The organism is Mesorhizobium sp. M0615, assembly GCF_040320805.1.
Lineage (GTDB): Bacteria > Pseudomonadota > Alphaproteobacteria > Rhizobiales > Rhizobiaceae > Mesorhizobium.
The window spans coordinates 1-18,106 of the sequence record NZ_JAMYQI010000032.1 but is presented as its reverse complement, the minus strand read 5'-3'; the positions used below and the strand labels follow the sequence as shown (position 1 = coordinate 18,106).

Below are 18,106 nucleotides of genomic sequence, written 5' to 3'. Positions count from 1 at the left end.
CGCTGATCACTATGATAGGAACATCCGATTTTGTCGCCAGATTGCGGACGATCGCAAGTCCATCCTCCCGGCCTAGGTTAAGGTCGACAACCACGAGATCGACTGGCTCACGTGAAAGAACATAGTCAAACTGCTTGCTATCGTGGACTGCGGTTACCTTCAGGGCATGCATCGTGAGATACTCGGCGATGAGGCGCCGCATTGCGGCATCATCGTCAATGACAAGAACATGTTTCAACGGCACACCTTCAATCTTGAATCCCCTTGTCTAAACCTGTTGCCGAGCAACCCTGGGGCACCGACCCAGAACAGCTGCTCCTTGATACCACTCGCCGTTGCGTGCGGCCAATGTGAGGCCGTGCTCGTCCTGTTCTTTTCATCCCCAGCGAATTGACCGCACCAAGGCAGCCCGTGGCCACCAGACAGGTCCAAGCGCCGACATGACCCTGCCGTGTGGTCCTTCGCTTTTTCGATTCGAGCTCCCCCGTTGGTGCAGGCCTGCCAATATCGACTCAAGTTCGACCTCATGGATGCCAAGTTTCCTGCTATGCCCTTGCATCCTGGTCATCCTGGAGTTTGCGGACCTGGATCATCTCGATATCCTCCGGCTCGTGGATCCAGCTCGGACATGGTTGAGCAGCGCGGCGTTTGGCTTGATCGGAGAGGCGGTCGGCGGAAGAAGACCGTGATTCGCTGCAGCGGCCTTGTGCAAAATAGTGTGTCTCCTGCCAAGCCGGTTTCGTCCAAGGTGGCCGGCGGCCTCAAATGCTGTTCGGCGACCGGCAGGTCGCCGGTTGCGGTGAACGTCCGGGCTAACATTTCTCAGTTACTGCAACTCCTCCATCCTGAGCGTGTCACTATGCTTGTCCATTGAGCCGTCGGACTCCGTCAATGACGTGCCGTTATCTGCCGATGGGACTGTGCATGATCCACCCTTTGGCGGCGGCGGCCGAACAGCTGAACGAGGCTCGCACCAGGATGGGCTGCGCCGCCACGTCTTCCCAGTTGACCCTCGCCCCCCCGCGGATTTGCGCCTTCGAGCCAGCTTCGCGGACGAGCTCGCGTCTCAAGCAATGATCTGAGTGTGCAGGGCCGCGCATGGCTGCTCTTTAAGCACCGGCAGCATACCGGCAAAGTTGGGCTGCTTTATCGCCTTCGTCGATTCCCCACGGTGATCCCGAGCCTGAACAAACCCGCCAAGCTCCCCATTTTGTCCTTGGCTTGGCGCTGACAGAAGTACCATCCATGACGCCGAAGTCGCGGCCCACAGTCTAGGAGCAACGGACGGCCGGGACGAGCAATCCTGTACAGGAGTCATTGTACCAAGATGCTCCGGATGTCGCTGGCTGATCGGGCCCGCGCCACCCACGCATGCGCAAGATGCTCACCCAACTGATACGAACACGGTCTTTGCTTCAGTTGAAACCGAAAAGCTGAACTTGAACATCACACGTTAACAAACCTCCCCGATAAGCGCGTGCCGGACAGGGCCAGAACCCGTCCGGCGGCTTGGAAAGGTAGGTGATAGGGAATGTTTATTGCAGCTTGGCCGCTGGCCATCGTCCTGTTGACATCCATGTCACTCCCAGCCGAGCCCGCGCCACTTTCTCCGCGTGAGTTCCACAGCCTGTCGCGCAAATGCGCTCCCTGGGTTGCGCCGTCCACCCTCGCCGCGATTGCCAAGATTGAAAGTGGCTTTGACACGCTGGTGGCTCATGACAACACCACAGGTGAGCAGCTTCGCTGGATAGACCACCTGGCAGCCACGCGGGGCATCAAGGAACGCCTCGAAGCACAACATTCTGTCGATGTTGGATTGATGCAGATAAACAGCAAGAACTTTGCCATGCTCAATCTTACGCCGGAAAGGGCTTTCGAGCCCTGCGCCTCGCTTTCGGCTGCCGCCCACTTGCTTGAAAGCCGGTATGCCGGCGGCACCACTGCTGTGGCACAGCAACTGGCGCTTCGCCGTGCCATCTCGGCCTATAACACGGGCGACGTCACGCGTGGCTTCGCCAACGGTTATGTACGCAAGGTCGAGTCGGCCGCAAAGGACATCTCAAGTCTCCTTGAGCGAACGCTGGAGCCGACTGCTCGAGATGTGCCGCACCTTGAGGCACCCGGTCGGAAAGCCGTGCCGCCTCTGCTCCAGCAGAGCCAACAGGCCAATAGAAAGAAGCAGCCCAACAAAGATTCTTGGGACATTTGGGGCTCGTATCAGCCAGACCGCTCCGGGGCCGATCCCTCCGGTCCGACAGGCAGCCAGGCTGCGAAAGCACGGGAACCCGCGAACCCGAACAAACTCGTATTCGATTGAAACATGGAGATGCAATGATGACGCCACTCAAGATACTTCGTGCGCTTAAAACGCGTGTTCCTTCGCCTTTTTCCATGCTGCGCATGGCGGCTGAATATGTACCGGCCGCTGCTGCAGGCGCGGCGTGGACGGTCTTCTACAGCGGGCCAGCCGCGGCTCAGGTGACCGGAGGGACGGATCCTGCCAAGATGGTCCAGAATATCTGCACGTTCATCCTTGGCCCCTTTGGACAATCACTGGCCGTGCTCGGGCTCGTAGCCATCGGTATCTCTTGGATGTTCGGTCGTGCTTCACTTGGCCTGGTTGCGGGTGTCGTTGGAGGGATCGTCATCATGTTCGGGGCCAGCTTCCTGGGCAAGGCGCTCATAGGCGGTGGCTGATGAGCGACCGGTTGGAAGTGAGCACCCTCTATGTGGCGGCGACGCGCCCCGCACTGTTTCTGGGGGTGCCGCTGACGCTGGCCGGATTGCTCATGATGTTGGCTGGGCTTGTTATCATTATCCTTCAGAACCCGCTCTACGAAATCGTTCTCGCGCCACTCTGGTTCGGAGCACGGCTGGTTGTTGAGCGTGACTATAACGCGGCAAGCGTCGTGCTGCTCTATTTGCAGACGGCCGGCAGAAGCGTGGACGGGCCGGTCTGGGGAGGCGCAAGCGTCAGCGCCAATCCGATCAGAGTGCCGAAACGCGGAAGAGGAATGGTGTAATGTTCGGCGCCAGCGGCCGGACCGAGAGGTCTGGCGAGATCTACCTTCCGTATGTTGGTCACGTAAGCGATAAGGTTGTCCTTCTGGAAGACGGATCGATCATGGCCATGGCACATGTGAACGGTGTGCCCTTTGATTTGGAAGACGCTGAGATGCGCAACTCGCGCTGCCGCGCGTTCAACACTCTCTTGCGCAACATCGCCGATGACAATGTCTCGATATACGCTCATCTTGTGAGACACAACGATGTGCCGGCGCCGGCGCCGCGCCAGTTTCAAAGTGCATTCGCTGGCAGTCTGAGCGAGGCCTACGAGCGTCGTGTGCTGTCGGGAAAGCTCTTTCGCAACGATCACTTCCTCACTTTGATCGTGTCCCCCCGCACCGCAATCGGCAAGATCGGCTTGCGGATTGCCAAGTCCCGCAGACGGAATGAGCACGATCTAGCCACCCAAATACGGAGCCTGGAAGACCTCTGGCACATCATTGCTGGCGCACTCGGCGGTTACGGTCTGCGCCGGTTGGGCATTCGTGAGAAAGGCAACGTGCTCTTCACGGAAATCGGCGAGGCGCTTCGGCTCATGATGACTTGCCGGTTTCTTCCGGTTCCGATGGTTACCGGCTCACTTGGCGCCTCGATCTACACTGACCAGGTCATCTGCGGGAAGCGGGCGCTTGAGATTCGAAGGCCCGGGGATAGCTCCGTCGGATCGTTGTTTTCGTTCCGTGAATATCCGGCGACGACGCGGCCGGGCATGCTAAATTCCTTGCTGTCCGCCAACTTCCCGCTTGTCCTGAGCCAGAGCTTTTCCTTCCTCACTCGCCCACAAGCTCATGCCAAACTAAGCCTTAAGTCCAGCCAGATGATGAGTGCCGGCGACAAGGCTCTCACCCAGATCAATGAACTTGCCGAGGCAGAGGACGCACTGGCAAGCAACGAATTCGTGATGGGTTCGCATCATCTGAGCCTGTGCGTCTATGCCGACAGCCTCAATAGCCTTGCAGATCGCGCAGCAAGTGCCCGCGCACGGCTGGCCGACGCGGGCGCCGTTATCGTCCAAGAGGGCATCGGCATGGAGGCCGCATATTGGTCCCAACTTCCGGGGAACAACAGGTGGCGCACGCGCCCGGGGGCGATCACCTCACACAATTTTGCCGGGCTCGTCTCATTTGAGAACTTCCCAAGCGGTTCCAGTTCCGGCCACTGGGGCAATGCTGTTGCGCGCTTTCGCACAAACGGTGGAACTTCTTTCGACTACATCCCCCATGAGAATGACGTCGGCATGACGGCAATATTCGGGCCCGTTGGCAAAGGCAAGACGACGCTGATGACCTTTGTCCTCGCGATGCTTGAGCAAAGCTTGGTCGATCGCAATGGTGCGATCGTCTTCTTCGACAAGGATCGGGGTGGTGAACTGCTGGTGCGAGCCACGGGAGGGACATATCTTGCGTTGCGCAGAGGCGCTCCGAGCGGCTTGGCCCCTCTGCGTGGACTGGACAACACCTCCGCCTCTCGGGACTTTCTGCGCGAGTGGTTGATGGCCCTGATCGAGAGTGACGGCCGTGGTCCGATCTCGCCGGAGGAAAGCCGTCGGCTGGAACGCGGCATTGTTCGTCAGCTTTCGTTCGAACCCCCTATGCGCTCACTTGCGGGCCTGCGCGAGTTCCTATTGCACAGCCCCTCCGAGGGCGCAGGAGCACGGCTGCAGCGGTGGTGTAGAGGGGGGGCGCTTGGATGGGCCTTTGACGGCGACGTGGACGAAGTAAGGCTGGATGCCTCCATTACGGGCTTCGACATGACGCAGCTCCTGGAATATGAGGAGGTCTGTGCACCGGCCGCCGCATACCTTCTGCATCGAGTGGGCGCTATCGTCGATGGTCGTCGGTTCGTCATGAGCTGCGACGAATTTCGATTCTATCTACTCAACCCCCAATTCTCGGCCACTATCGACAAGTTCTTGCTCACGGTCCGCAAAAACAACGGCATGTTGATACTCGCAACGCAGCAGCCTGAACACGTTCTGGAATCGCCTCTCGGAGCTAGTCTCGTTGCGCAATGTATGACGAAAATTTTCTACCCATCACCGACGGCGGACCGCTCTGCGTATGTCGATGGCTTGAAGTGCACTGCGCAGGAGTTCGAGGCAATCCGCCAGGGAATGGCAATCGGCAGCCGCAAGTTTTTGCTCAAGCGCGATAGCGGGAGTATTGTTTGCGAATTCGATCTTGGGCAGATGCGCGAGTACGTAGCCGTACTCTCGGGGCGGGCCAACACAGTGCGCTTTGCCGACCAGCTTCGTAACCAGCACGGAGACGCCCCAAGTGGGTGGCTCGACAAGTTCATGGCCCGGTACCATGAAGTTCAAGACTGACGGAGGAATATTCATGAAACTTGCCAAACTTGCAGTAACGACCCTTGCTGCTTCCCTTCTGCTTCACGGACAGGCCCGGTCGCAATTTATCGTCACCGACCCTGGAACAGAAATACAAACGACCTTAACAGCGATTTCCAATGCGGCGATCCTTGAGAGGTCAATCGAGACGCTCGCTACCACGATCGAAATGGTGACAATGCTAACGTCGTCATTCGCTGTCACGGGACTGCTAAGCTCACTGAACCAAGGAAATCACTACCCGTCGAGCAATAAGCTGGAGGGGCAGATGTTTGATGCTCGGGCGCCAGCTTCGATTATGGCCCGTAACATTGCGCAGGACCCGAATCGGATAGTCAACGGCACCGATTCAGAAGCGAAACTGTTACAGGGACAAATCGCTGGGGCCGCCAATGCCGCAGCTATTGCAGCCGACACTTTGGGCATAATGGACAAGCGCCTTAAGGATAACGCCGGCACGCTTGGTCAGCTTTCCCGCTCGGGAAATATTATGCAGGCCACCGTGACCAACGGTCTGGTCCTCAAGCAGATTCACGATGCGATGATCCAAAATGTCCAGGCCACGAGTCTGCTGACGATGGCCACTGCACAAGGGAGCCTTCACGCCGCTGAGGAGGCCGCCACGCAGCGTCGCGAACATCGGGACACCGCTCGCATTTTTGACCCCCTCCCGTGAACGCTGAGTTCATCAGGCTCAGCTGCGCTGATCAGGGACACATCAGGCTCACGCCATGAATTTCAAAATTCCCGCGCCATTCACGACTATACACGCGATCTTTCATGGGGCCTTCACGTTGGGGCTGCACAAAGTGCTTGGAAAGATCCAAGCGGCGGTCAGTGCGCCTCTGGTGGCGTGTGTCACGCTTTGGATAATAATCCAAGGCTTTCTGGTCATGCGTGGTCAAGTCGATGCGCGCGGGGCTATCTCGCGCGTAATCATGGTGTCGATTGTCGTCGCCCTTATCTTAGGGCAGGCCAACTATCAGTTGTACATTGAAGCGCTCTTCGACGACACGATTCCGAGGTTGGCTCACGACATCAGTGGCAGCGACTTGCCCTTCACCGGAATCCCCCAGAAGCTCGATCTCATGTTTGCTTCAAGCCAGTATGTCTTTCAGCTGATTGCTTCCGAAATTGGGCCTATGAACGGCCAGGACATACTTGCTTTCGAGGGAGCGCAATGGATTTTCTATGGCGCGCTGTGGACAGCGTTCGAGATCTACGATGCCGTTGGAATTCTGACGAAGGTGCTCTTGACGATCGGCCCCCTGGTCCTTGTAGGCTACCTTTTTGATCACACTCGAGACATAGCCACCAGATGGATCGGCCAACTGCTCTCGTACGGGCTGCTGCTTCTCCTCCTCAACATCGTGGCAACGATAGTAATCGCTGCCGAAGCAGTCTCGCTGGCAGCCATGCTTTTGATGATCAAATTCTCGGGCACGACAGCAGCCAAGATCATCGGGCTTTACGAGCTCGACATGCTTTTCCTAGCTGGTGACGCTCTGATCGTCGCGCTTCCGACGATCGCCAGCAGCATCGCCGGCGGCTCTTGGGGAGGTGCGAACCGACCTCTTAACAGCCTCAATCGCCACTTTGCCAAAACGGCGGGTGGTTAATCAATCGACAAGCTCGGTGCCAAAAACATGAAATATTGCCTACTTCTGTCAATCCTCGCTTTGGCCGCCTGCAAGACAAGCCATGGGCTTGCGACGTGCGCGGGTGCCCCATTCCAACTGAACGTGGGACAATGGGAAACCACCCCTGAGGATCTTCGGGTCGAATGCGCGGAAGAGCCAAAGTGAAATTTCCTGAACATGCCCTTCTGGTGGAGAGAGAAACACTAGCCGCCCACTATAAGAAGGTGGAAGCGTTTCAAACTTCACGAGCGAAGTCTGCGCGGCGCCTGTCAAAGGCCCTGATAGCCTTTGCCGCAGCGGCGGTCCTAGGAAATGTTGCCCAGGCATTTACCATCGCTGCCATGGTCCCGTTGGCCAAGCTCGTACCTGTGTTCCTCTGGGTCCGGCCGGATGGGACCGTCGACAGCGAAGTGTCAGTCTCTCGACTGCCGGCAACCCAAGACCGAGCCGTCATAAATGCTTCGCTGTGGGAATATGTACGCCTGCGCGAGGGGTACACAGCAGATACAGCCCAATACGCCTATGACCTCGTATCCAGTTTCAGCGCGCCGGCTGTGCGACAGCAATATCAAGATTTCTTCAACTATCCGAATCCCACCTCGCCGCAAGTCACGGTCGGCAAGCGCGGCAAGCTCGAGGTCGGGCATATTTCCTCAAACGACATCAGTCCGGACGTTCAACAGATCCGTTACAAACGTACGCTTGTTGTCGATGGGCAGATGCCGATAGTGACCACCTGGACAGCTACCATCCGCTACGAGCGCTTGACGGGTCTGCCTGGGCAATCGAGGCTCACCAATCCGGGAGGTCTACTCGTCACTTCCTATCAAGGCTCGGAAGATAGCGTATCGAACCTGGGCTATGTGCAGCCATGACAAAAAGAGCGTTTCTCGCGCTGGTCTGTTCACTCTTCTTAACGATGGAAGCGTCTGCGGAAGACACACCACTTGCCGGCAAGCATGATGCGCGCATGCGCTACCTGGCTTACCGTCCCGACGAAGTGGTGCGCCTGTCTACCGCAGTGGGGGCAACGCTGGTTGTCACATTCGCGGCCAACGAGACAGTCGCAGCCGTGGCCGTTTCCAATAGCAAAGACCTGGCTGCGCTCCCGCGCGCCAACTATCTCTTTTTTAAGGCTAGCCGGATGCTCCCGCCGCAGCCGGTCATCGTGCTGGCCGAGAGTGAGTCCGGTACACGGAGATACGTCTTCAGTATTTCAACGAGAGCGATGCCAAAACTCGATGAGCAGCAACCTGACCTATACTACAGCGTGCAGTTCACCTATCCTGCTGATGAGGCTGCTGCTCAGAGAAAGGACGCAGAAAGGCGCTCGATTCTTGGTCAGGCCCGGGCGAAAGTGCTGCACGACGAGAGAGTTCAGGATTTGTTGAATCGGCCCGCTGCAACTACCAGTCCGGACGAAAGCAATTTTCACTACGTCGCAAAGGGCGATCGATCGCTGTCGCCGCTGGAAGTTTTCGATAATGGCTTTACCACCGTATTTGGCTTCGCAAGCAATTCCCGCATACCCTCCCTCTACATTATCAATCCCGACGGCAAGGAAGCCGCTGCCAATTACACGGTCAAAGGGGACTATGTTGAAGTATCCGCAGTCGCCCGGGAATGGCGTCTGAGAGATGGCAATACGGTCTTGTCCATTTTCAACAGGGCTTATGACCCTGTGGGACGAGCGCCAGGGACCGGTACAGTGACACCCGACGTGTGGCGCGTTTTGAAAGGCTCGGCCGATGAATGAAACCGGCCCACAGTCGGGACATGATGTCCATGCCTCCGGATCGATGGTCTCGGAGCCGGCCCGCCGGCATGTTTCGGGATTGCAGAAGTTGGCCGTCGCTGCACTTGTTCTCATCTCATCTCTATCGCTCATCTGGCTCGGCGGTCGTCCCAGCACACAAGACGAGCCAACTCAGCCAAAACCTCCAATTGTCGCCGACGCCGAGCCATTCCGCCCCGTGCCGATTGAGATTGCTCCCGAAGCTCCAGCACCCGTACAGGCGGCGCAGGCAGGAGATCCTGCGCCATCTACGCCGCCTCCGGCGCCAGCTGATCCGCCGCCGGAGGAAACACCAATTTTCGCCTACAGTGGCAGCAGTCAAATGCCCAACGACGGTCAGCGGAGCGAAGACAACCATAGGGATGCTCCTGCAACCTCGGATGAGATTTCAGACGCTGGCGATCTGTCGGGGCGATTGAAGCCAGATATACAGGAGGCGAGCCGGGCCACACTTTTGCCGCACCCTGATCTCGTGATTACTCAAGGAACGATAATTCCCTGCATTTTGCAAACGGCAGTCGACACAAACTTACCGGGTTATGTGAAGTGCGTCTTACCTAAAGACGTCCGCGGCGCCACCAACAACGTGGTGCTTTTGGATCGCGGGACGACCGTGATTGGCGAGATCCAGCGTGGTCTCCAACAGGGGGATGCGCGTGTCTTCGTGCTGTGGACGCGCATCGAAACGCCTGACCATGCCCTCGTTTCGCTAGCATCGCCGGGCGCTGACGAGCTCGGCCGCTCCGGAATGCCTGGCACGGTGGATAATCACTTCTGGCAGCGCTTTGGCGGAGCAATGCTCATGAGCGTCATTCAAGGCGCGTTTCAGGCCGCCGGTCAATACGCTGGCAGCTCAGGTGGAGGAAGCGGCATCAACAGCTTCCAGAGCAACGCCGGACAAGCCGTTGACACAACCCTTAGAGCAACGATCAACGTTCCGCCAACTCTAAAGAAAAACCAGGGAGATGCTGTATCCATCTTTGTGGCTCGGGACCTCGATTTCTCGGATGTATACGATCTTAGAGCGACCGCCGTGGCGCCAGCCCCCCAACATCGCGAACGCCGGAGAGACAACAATGCGACCGGAGGCTGACCCTCAATTGCGTTTGCTTCTCAACCCTGTTTTGAAATGGCTTGAGGAGCCAAGGACCGAAGAGGTCGCTATCAACCGGCCTGGGGAAGCCTTTGTCCGACAGGCCGGCGTTTTCACGAAACATCCGCTACCGCTATCTTATGACGATCTGGAGGACATCGCGATCCTCGCTGGAGCGCTGCGCAAGCAAGATGTCGGACCGCAAAGCCCCCTCTGTGCGACTGAGCTGCCGAACGGAGAGCGGCTGCAGATCTGTTTGCCGCCCGCTGTTCCCTCAGGAACAATAAGCCTGACGATACGGCGTCCCTCAAGTCGTGTGACCGAACTCAAGGAAGTTTCCTCTCGCTACGAATACTCGCGTTGGAATCAATGGCGGTCACGAAAGGAGCGTCAAGAGCGGCAGGACGAAACGATTCTTCAGCACTACGACAATGGTGACTTGGAGCAATTTTTGCGAGCGTGCGTTTGCGGGCGGCTCACGATGCTGCTCTGCGGACCTACTGGAAGCGGCAAAACGACAATGAGCAAGACTTTGATCAACGCTATACCCCCGCAAGAGAGACTGATAAGTATCGAGGACACGCTCGAACTTGCAATCCCGCACGAGAACCATGTCCGGTTACTCTATCCGAAGGACCGAGCAGGCGTAGGTGCGGTGACAGCCGAGCAACTGTTGCAAGCCAGCTTGCGCATGCGCCCTGATCGAATATTGCTTGGCGAGATGCGCGATGATGCTGCTTGGGCCTACCTTAGCGAAGTCGTCTCCGGCCATGCGGGATCAATATCAACGATTCATGGGGCGGATCCGGTCCAAGGCTTTAAAAAGCTCTTTTCACTCGTCAAGAGCAGCCCGCAAGGAGCTGCTGTGGAAGACCACACGCTTCTTGACCTGCTGTCGGCTGCCATTGACGTCATTGTGCCGTTCCGTACCCAAGGCGACGTGTATGAGGTGGGGGAGGTGTGGCTCGCCGCCGATGTCCGGCGACGCGGAGAGACAGTAGCCGACCTTCTTAACAAGCACTAAGGCTAGAGCACGTCGGGGATCGGTAAGTCGTTTGTGATACGATGGCGTAATTTGTTCAGATTGAACGTCCACTTTGATTTGAGGGAGGTGGATAATGGGAGGAGGACTGAGCGTAGACCTTCGGTCACAAGTCTGAAGTCTTCGGGCGCCCTGTCGGCGCGGCAAGTCGCGGCACGATTCGACTGGGTGTATCGAGCGCGTCCGCTGAATTGCGCGGGCGACGCTCACCGAGCTGGTGCCGATGCCTGCTTCAAAAGCGGCATCGACACCCGGCAGGTCGTACCCTTGATTTACGTAGCCGCGCTCAATGAAGGTCTTCAAAGCCGCCGAACGTGGTTCGGAATGACCGGTGGTAAATCGGGAAGTGCCATATAGGGAATCCTCCTGGTATTGCCTCCAGGGGGTCCTCTCAATGAACAAAGCCGCAACCTGCCCTTGCGACCTCAGCTGGAGTTTGCGACGCAACCCATAGGAGGATCGATGCGCAGAGAAATCGCAGGCAGAGTCGGTGGCATTGTGGGCTGGCCGACCGACGGTTTCAGCCCGTCAACAGGTCTTCACGTGTTCCATCCCCGACTATTGCAGGCGTGCGGCTTGCATGCTCCCGCGATCACCCATCGGAAAGAGCGTTACGAACACTACGAAGAGTTGCGCGACTTCCGCTGTCGCCCCGGTCTTACAGCGGACGGTGACCTGTCCGACCTTGATAGGACGTGAAATGCGAACGCTGCTCATTGATCATCATGTGGATCTTACGCGCGCTGTGCGAGTTGCGCTCGGGGATAGCGGTTTTGCCGTTGATGTAGTTGGCAACCTGGAACAGGCGTCGAGGGCATTTTGTTGCGCAACCTATGAAATTCTCCTGCTGGAGTTGGCTCTGCCAGATGGCGATGGCTTGGGCTGGCTGAGACAGCTAAGGAGCAACGGGCATTCAGTTCCAACCCTCATTATGAGTAGCATCAACGATCTCGAGAAGCGGATTGCAATTTTCAACGGTGGCGCGGACGACTTTCTGCTCAAGCCCGTCTCTTTCGATGAGCTCATCGCCAGAATGAGAGCCATTCTGCGCCGGTCGACACAGGTGACCGACCCCATCGTTGTATTTGGCAATCTCAATTTCGATCCGATCGGCCGACAGGTTTCCGTCTCGGGTCATCCTCTGAAGATCGCACGCCGCGAACTATGTATTTTAGAGCATCTGCTTATCCGTGCAGGCCGCATCGTGCCTCGTGCGCAGTTGGAAGATCACCTCTATTCGTTCAACGACGAGGTATCTGCCAACGCGCTTGAAGTCGGAATCTATCGCTTACGTGGACACCTGAGTAGGTCAGGTGCAACGCCACGTATCACGACCATGCGCGGCATTGGTTACATTCTTGAATTGACTGAGGCGGCATCCGCATAGTTGGTCTAAATTGAAAGAACAGACTGCCTGCCCGTCGTCAGGTTGAGCTTGTGGCCATAATGGACACCGCGGCCGCCCTTGACGATGGTGTCGGCATGCGGTTCGAACGGCTCTGTCGCAAACCTTTTTGTAAGCGAGCATGGCAAGAAAAACGCCTCAGCTGTGGAGGAGCACGTGATGTTCAAGGGCCGCCATTTCGACCAGTCGGTGATCCTGCTGTGCGTGCGCTGGTACCTGGCCTACACTCTGAGCCTGCGCGATCTGGAAGAGATGATGGCCTAACGCGTTGGAGGTCGACCACTCCACTGTGCATCGCTGGGTCGCCCACTTCTCGCCGCAGCTGCTGGAGCGCTTCAACCGGCGCAAGCGTGTGGTCGGCAGCAAGTGGCATTGGACGAGACGTACATCAAGGTCCGCGGCGGTATCTCTACCGCGCTATCGACATCCTCGGCGATACGGTCGAGTTCTTCTTTAGCGAAAACCGTAACCAGGTGGCGGCCCAACGCTTCCTCCGCAAGGCGCTGACGCGCCATGGCCGGCCGGAGCGCATCGTCATCGACGGCAGCCAGACCAATTACGAAGCAATCCTTTCCTGCGACGCTGAAAGCCGGCTGCGGCAGCGATCGCGGCGACCGCTGAAGCCGATCCGCTCCACAATAGCCGGCATCTAAACAATCGGATCGAACAGGATCACCGGCGTATCAAGCCGCATTCGATCCATGCTCGGGTTCAAGTCGCATGCGAACGACGTGGTTATCCTCTCCGGCATCAAGATGATCCACATGATGGGCAAGCGACAGGCGAGGTATGCCTACAAGTCTGTCGATCGCTGTTGCGATATCCTCGCTGGCTGACGGACAGGCCAAAATGGCCGTTCACAACCCCATTTCAGGTTTGCGACAGAGCCTTTTGTCGGCGTTGCCGGCTTCGAGGGGCCGGTGCGCGCCGAGCGGATCAAGATCACCCCCGGCCACCTTGGTGCGGCCACTCGCCGAGTACGAAGCGGCGGCCGGAGGGAGCTGGTGATGACGACCCTAGATCATGACCTGCTGATCGCAATCCTGGATCGGCTGAAGTTGACGGCGATCCGCGACCAGCTCGACACGCTCATGTCGAGCAAGATCGCGCAGTTCCCGTTTGTCCGCGACGCTGCTGGAGCCCGGTTGCAAGGGCTGCCACAGATGGCCTGAACCTGAATCCGCCTTTCTTGAGGCGTTGCGACTATCATCGCGGCGACACGCAGCTCTTGATTTGTGTGCGAAATCCTCAGCAGATCCATCGGGCTGAGCCGCTCAGCAATATCAACGAGAATGTCCAGCGGCAGATCAAGGATACTCAGAGGAGGAAACGCTCTTGAGGCTCAGAGCGCGTCTGCTCCACTATAGATCACGATGAATCACCGGGTCCTTCAACGCCAGCCGCCAGGTTCCGATGAGAGAATTGTCCCTGATATCACGCTCGATGGAGTTAAATGCCGAGATGGGCGCCTTGCCACGCTCCTCAATACCCCTCATGATTCACCGCCTATAGCTACCAACTGAATGAATCATCGTGATTGTCGCGCAGCGGAATCCTCAAGGATCGGGCAGTTCGTAGGGGGCGCCGGTTTGACCAGGTTGAGCCCGCGAATTGCTCGATCGGACAAGATCCTAATTCTCGACCATGCGGTGAGGCTCGAACGAGATCCTCGGGACGCACTCCAAGGTTTCGATCATATTCGGCACACAAGGAAAGGGCGGCATTGCTGCCGCCCTGTCCGCTGTAAGTTGATAGGGGCTGGATTAAAAATCCATACCGCCCATCCCGCCCATGCCGCCCATACCGCCGCCGCCCATGCCGCCAGGCATGCCGCCGCCAGCCGACTCCTTCTTGGGAGCCTCCGCGATCATGGCTTCGGTGGTGACGAGCAGGCCGGCGACCGAGGCCGCGTCCTGGAGAGCGGTGCGAACGACCTTGACCGGGTCGACGATACCCATGGCGATCATGTCGCCATACTCGCCGGTCTGGGCGTTGTAGCCGTAGGTCGCACCCTTGTTGTCAAGGATCTTGCCGGCAACGATCGAAGCTTCCGCACCTGCGTTCGAAGCGATCTGACGGGCCGGAGCCTGCAGTGCACGACGAACGATGTTGATGCCGGCAGCCTGGTCGGCATTGACGCCGGTGACCTTGATGTTGGCCGAAGCGCGCAGCAGTGCGACGCCGCCGCCTGCAACGATGCCTTCTTCCACGGCCGCGCGGGTCGCGTTGAGGGCGTCGTCGACGCGGTCCTTCTTTTCCTTGACTTCGACTTCCGTCGCGCCGCCGACGCGGATCACCGCGACGCCGCCCGCGAGCTTCGCCAGACGTTCCTGCAGCTTCTCCTTGTCGTAGTCCGACGTGGTCTCTTCGATCTGCTGCTTGATCTGGGCAACGCGGCCCTGGATCTCGTCCTTCTTGCCGGCGCCGTCGACAATGGTGGTGTTCTCCTTGGAGATCGACACCTTCTTGGCGCGGCCGAGCATGTTGAGGCCGACATTCTCGAGCTTGATGCCGAGGTCTTCCGAAATGACCTGGCCACCGGTGAGGATGGCGATGTCTTCCAGCATGGCCTTGCGGCGATCACCGAAGCCCGGCGCCTTGACGGCGGCGATCTTCAGGCCACCGCGCAGCTTGTTGACGACCAGCGTGGCCAGAGCCTCGCCTTCGACGTCTTCCGAGATGATGAGCAGCGGCTTGGAGGTCTGCACGACGGCTTCGAGAACCGGCAGCATGGCCTGGAGGTTGGACAGCTTCTTCTCGTGCAGGAGGATGTAGACGTCCTCGAGCTCGGCAACCATCTTGTCGGCGTTGGTGACGAAGTAGGGCGAGAGATAGCCGCGGTCGAACTGCATGCCTTCGACGACTTCCAGCTCGGTCTCGGCGGTCTTGGCTTCCTCAACCGTGATGACGCCTTCATTGCCGACCTTCTGCATCGCTTCGGCGATCATCTTGCCGACCGACTCGTCGCCATTGCCGGCGATCGTGCCGACCTGGGCAACTTCCTCGGAAGTCTTGATCTTCTTGGCAGCGTTGCCGAGAGCCGCGACGACTTCGGTCACGGCCAGGTCGATGCCGCGCTTCAGGTCCATCGGGTTCATGCCGGCGGCAACCGCCTTGTTACCTTCCTGGACGATCGACTGCGCCAGGACGGTCGCGGTCGTGGTGCCATCACCGGCGATGTCGTTGGTCTTCGAAGCAACTTCGCGGATCATCTGCGCGCCCATGTTTTCGAACTTGTCGGAAAGTTCGATTTCCTTGGCGACGGTGACGCCGTCCTTGGTGATGCGCGGAGCGCCGAACGACTTGTCGATGACGACGTTGCGGCCCTTGGGACCGAGGGTCACCTTCACCGCGTCGGCGAGGATGTTGATGCCGTGAAGCATGCGCTCGCGGGCGTCGCGGGAGAATTTTACGTCTTTGGCAGCCATTTTTTAGCTCCTGGCAGGGGCTTGCGATCAAGCCTGAAATTCAGTTGACGGTGAGGCCGATAATCAGCCGATGATGCCCATAATGTCGGATTCCTTCATGATCAGAAGGTCTTCGCCATTGAGCTTGACTTCGGTGCCCGACCACTTGCCGAACAGGATGCGGTCGCCGGCCTTGACGTCCAGCGGGACCAGCTTGCCGGCTTCGTCGCGAGCGCCGGAGCCGACGGCGATGATCTCGCCTTCCTGCGGCTTTTCCTTCGCCGTATCCGGGATGATGATCCCGCCGGCGGTCTTGGATTCGGATTCGACCCGGCGTACGACCACGCGGTCATGCAGCGGCCGGAAATTCGACTTTGCCATTTTTGGATTTCCTTGGTGCGGATGTTGAACGGTGCTCCGTTGCCGGAGCATGCCTAGCACTCAGCCGAAGCGAGTGCTAACGCGGCAATGAGATAAGCCGCAGGCTCCTGCTAGTCAAGACGGAAGAGCAAAGAGCAAAGAGAAAAGAGAAGACAGCAAAGAGCAGCCAGCAAAGAGCGTGTAAGCATCGAGCCTTTTATGTGAACAATGTCGGGTATCCGACATATATGGGGCGGCTCACCCTTTGTAATTGAGCTTTATTCAGATGGTACGATTTGTGCAACGGGTGTTGCATTTGAACTCATCCAGAGGCTCGCACGGGTCGTGCTGCGTCAGCTTGGTCATGTCGAGCTTCAGAAGGCCATTTGGCATTGGTTCTGTTGCTCCTATTGCCATTCATGACCAATCCTGCGCGCGTGAGCCGGCCGGCTAGATTCCAACCACGAGAGCGCCGCCGCTGAGACCCGCACCCGCCGCCGCCAGAAGGATTTTCTCTCCTGGCTGGAATGGCTTCATCTGGTTGGCGAGCGAGAGCGACAGCGGGACCGTCGCGGCCGAAGAGTTGCCGTATTCGGCAATCGTCTTGACAATTGCTTGGTCCGCAATGCCGAGGTTTCTTGCGACCGCGCCGAAAATCCGAGTATTGGCCTGATGCGGCACAAACCGGCCGACATTGTGTGGCCGCACCCCCGCAGCGGCTAGCGCGGTTCTCGAGCAATCGGTCATCATCTCGACGGCCTTTGCGAATATTTCGGGCCCGTCGGTCATCGTCATCCGGGTCTGCCCGAGGTCGAGGTCGCCATGGAACGGCGTGTTGCTTCCTCCTGCGGGAATCTGGATCAGCCCGTAGCGCGAGCCGTCCGAAGCCACCGAGGCACCGAGAATGCCCCGATCAGCATCATCGCACTGACCGATCACCAGGGCGCCGGCGGCATCGGCGAACAAGACTGAGCTCGCGCGCTCGGCTGGATTGATGCGGCGGCTGAGAATGTTGGCGGCGATGACCAGCGCTGGTTTGCCATGCAGGCGGGTGAACCCGTCCGCAAACATGAGCGCATAGATGAAGCCAGCGCAGGCGCCGGTCAGATCGACCGCGCCTGCGCGGCCAAGGCCAAGCTTGTGTGCGACCAGCGGCGCGCTGGGCGGCAGAAGATGGTCGGGTGTCGAGGTGGCAAGCAACAGCAGACCGATGTCGTGGCGCGCAATACCGGCGTTCACCAGCGCCATGTCGCCAGCCCGGGTGGCAAGACCCGACAGCGTGTCTTCGTCCGTTGCCCAGAAGCGCGAACGGATTCCGGTACGCCTTTCGATCCAGCCCGGCTCGAGGCCGAGATTGCTCTCGATCTCGGCATTGGCCACCTTGCGCCCAGGCACGTGATGGCCAAGTCCGAGAATGCGCGACGACTTGCTCATGGCCTGGACCCGAAGCGTTCCCCGGCCTCCTCGATGGCGTCATAGACTCGTTCGAGCTCGTCGTCTGCGATGCAATAGGGTGGCAGAAGGTAGAGGACATTGCCGAGCGGGCGCACAAGCAGGCCGCGCTCGAGGAAGAAAGCGCGCAGCTTCGGACCAATCTCGGCGAGATAACCTGCGGAACCGGTTCGCAGGTCGAGCGCCGCGATCGTTCCCGTGGCTCGACAGCCGGCAAAATATGGATTGTCCCGAAAGCGTTGCAGCCCGACGGCCTGCATCACGCTCAAGGCCGTGATCCGCTCGGCCACTGGTTCGTCGCGCCAGATCTCGACATTGGCGAGTGCTGCCGCACAGGCAATCGGATTGGCGGTGTAGGAGCTCGAATGGAAAAACGTCTTCTTCCGGTCCTCGGAATAGTGCGCCCGGAAGATGGCATCGGTGACAAGCGTTACGGCCAGCGGGATGGTGCCGCCGGTCAAGCCTTTGGAGGTGCACAGGATATCTGGAGAAATCGATG

Annotated in this window: 17 protein-coding genes and 2 pseudogenes; 14 read left to right on the top strand and 5 right to left on the bottom strand. The window is 58.5% G+C overall.

The window, feature by feature from the left end; genetic code table 11:
* Window positions 1-238: pseudogene (virG, locus tag NKI46_RS30400) on the bottom strand (two-component system response regulator VirG); the annotation flags it as partial.
* 1,293 nt (window positions 239-1,531) lie between these two features.
* Between virG and NKI46_RS30395 the strand changes: the two are divergent.
* The 14 genes and pseudogenes from NKI46_RS30395 to NKI46_RS31010 all read left to right on the top strand — a co-directional run bounded on the left by NKI46_RS30395 (window position 1,532) and on the right by NKI46_RS31010 (window position 13,560).
* Window positions 1,532-2,317, top strand: coding sequence for a type IV secretion system lytic transglycosylase VirB1 (locus tag NKI46_RS30395; protein WP_352749545.1), 786 nt, complete (start codon window positions 1,532-1,534; stop codon window positions 2,315-2,317).
* A gap of 74 nt (window positions 2,318-2,391) precedes the next feature.
* Window positions 2,392-2,697, top strand: coding sequence for a pilin major subunit VirB2 (gene virB2, locus NKI46_RS30390; protein ID WP_023673707.1), 306 nt, complete (start codon window positions 2,392-2,394; stop codon window positions 2,695-2,697).
* Window positions 2,697-3,023, top strand: coding sequence for a type IV secretion system protein VirB3 (locus NKI46_RS30385; RefSeq protein WP_023679584.1), 327 nt, complete (start codon window positions 2,697-2,699; stop codon window positions 3,021-3,023). Before virB2 ends, NKI46_RS30385 begins: the two co-directional genes overlap by 1 nt.
* Complete coding sequence (gene virB4 / locus NKI46_RS30380) at window positions 3,023-5,392, top strand: type IV secretion/conjugal transfer ATPase VirB4 (RefSeq protein WP_352652366.1); 2,370 nt, start codon at window positions 3,023-3,025, stop codon at window positions 5,390-5,392. Before NKI46_RS30385 ends, virB4 begins: the two co-directional genes overlap by 1 nt.
* A gap of 13 nt (window positions 5,393-5,405) precedes the next feature.
* Complete coding sequence (locus NKI46_RS30375) at window positions 5,406-6,089, top strand: TrbJ/VirB5 family protein (RefSeq protein ID WP_352652367.1); 684 nt, start codon at window positions 5,406-5,408, stop codon at window positions 6,087-6,089.
* Between the two features lie 55 nt (window positions 6,090-6,144).
* The gene (locus NKI46_RS30370; protein ID WP_352652368.1) at window positions 6,145-7,032 is read left to right on the top strand and encodes a type IV secretion system protein; all 888 of its coding nucleotides are present in this window, start codon (window positions 6,145-6,147) and stop codon (window positions 7,030-7,032) included.
* Window positions 7,033-7,059: 27 nt separating this feature from the next.
* Window positions 7,060-7,218, top strand: coding sequence for a type IV secretion system lipoprotein VirB7 (locus tag NKI46_RS30365; RefSeq protein WP_081726271.1), 159 nt, complete (start codon window positions 7,060-7,062; stop codon window positions 7,216-7,218).
* Window positions 7,215-7,928 carry a type IV secretion system protein VirB8 gene (locus NKI46_RS30360; protein ID WP_023785251.1) on the top strand — a complete coding sequence of 238 codons (714 nt, stop codon included), beginning with the start codon at window positions 7,215-7,217 and terminating at the stop codon, window positions 7,926-7,928. The genes NKI46_RS30365 and NKI46_RS30360 overlap by 4 nt, the downstream gene beginning before the upstream one ends.
* Window positions 7,925-8,809 carry a TrbG/VirB9 family P-type conjugative transfer protein gene (locus NKI46_RS30355; RefSeq protein WP_352515380.1) on the top strand — a complete coding sequence of 295 codons (885 nt, stop codon included), beginning with the start codon at window positions 7,925-7,927 and terminating at the stop codon, window positions 8,807-8,809. The genes NKI46_RS30360 and NKI46_RS30355 overlap by 4 nt, the downstream gene beginning before the upstream one ends.
* Window positions 8,802-9,941: a type IV secretion system protein VirB10 gene (virB10, locus tag NKI46_RS30350; protein ID WP_352652369.1), complete on the top strand. Its 1,140-nt coding sequence runs from the start codon at window positions 8,802-8,804 to the stop codon at window positions 9,939-9,941. The genes NKI46_RS30355 and virB10 overlap by 8 nt, the downstream gene beginning before the upstream one ends.
* Entirely contained in the window at window positions 9,925-10,965 is a 1,041-nt protein-coding gene (gene virB11 / locus NKI46_RS30345) for a P-type DNA transfer ATPase VirB11 (protein ID WP_352515378.1), read from the top strand. Before virB10 ends, virB11 begins: the two co-directional genes overlap by 17 nt.
* 718 nt (window positions 10,966-11,683) lie before the next feature.
* Entirely contained in the window at window positions 11,684-12,370 is a 687-nt protein-coding gene (locus tag NKI46_RS30340; RefSeq protein ID WP_023679590.1) for a response regulator, read from the top strand.
* 177 nt (window positions 12,371-12,547) lie between these two features.
* Window positions 12,548-13,224: pseudogene (locus NKI46_RS30335) on the top strand (IS6 family transposase).
* A 171-nt stretch (window positions 13,225-13,395) separates the two neighbouring features.
* Window positions 13,396-13,560 carry a hypothetical protein gene (locus tag NKI46_RS31010; RefSeq protein ID WP_502896854.1) on the top strand — a complete coding sequence of 55 codons (165 nt, stop codon included), beginning with the start codon at window positions 13,396-13,398 and terminating at the stop codon, window positions 13,558-13,560.
* Window positions 13,561-14,151: 591 nt separating this feature from the next.
* Here the strand turns inward: NKI46_RS31010 and groL are convergent.
* The 4 genes from groL to NKI46_RS30305 all read right to left on the bottom strand — a co-directional run.
* On the bottom strand, window positions 14,152-15,816 hold the full coding sequence (gene groL / locus NKI46_RS30320) for a chaperonin GroEL (RefSeq protein WP_286460910.1): 1,665 nt from the start codon (window positions 15,814-15,816) through the stop codon (window positions 14,152-14,154).
* A gap of 63 nt (window positions 15,817-15,879) precedes the next feature.
* On the bottom strand, window positions 15,880-16,176 hold the full coding sequence (gene groES / locus NKI46_RS30315) for a co-chaperone GroES (protein WP_019863563.1): 297 nt from the start codon (window positions 16,174-16,176) through the stop codon (window positions 15,880-15,882).
* A gap of 429 nt (window positions 16,177-16,605) precedes the next feature.
* A complete protein-coding gene (bioZ, locus tag NKI46_RS30310; RefSeq protein ID WP_352659010.1) occupies window positions 16,606-17,589 on the bottom strand; it encodes a 3-oxopimeloyl-[acyl-carrier-protein] synthase BioZ in 984 nt (327 codons plus the stop codon).
* Window positions 17,586-18,106 (bottom strand): aminotransferase class III-fold pyridoxal phosphate-dependent enzyme (locus NKI46_RS30305; protein ID WP_352749542.1); only part of this gene is annotated, 521 nt, incomplete at its 5' end. The genes bioZ and NKI46_RS30305, both read right to left, overlap by 4 nt.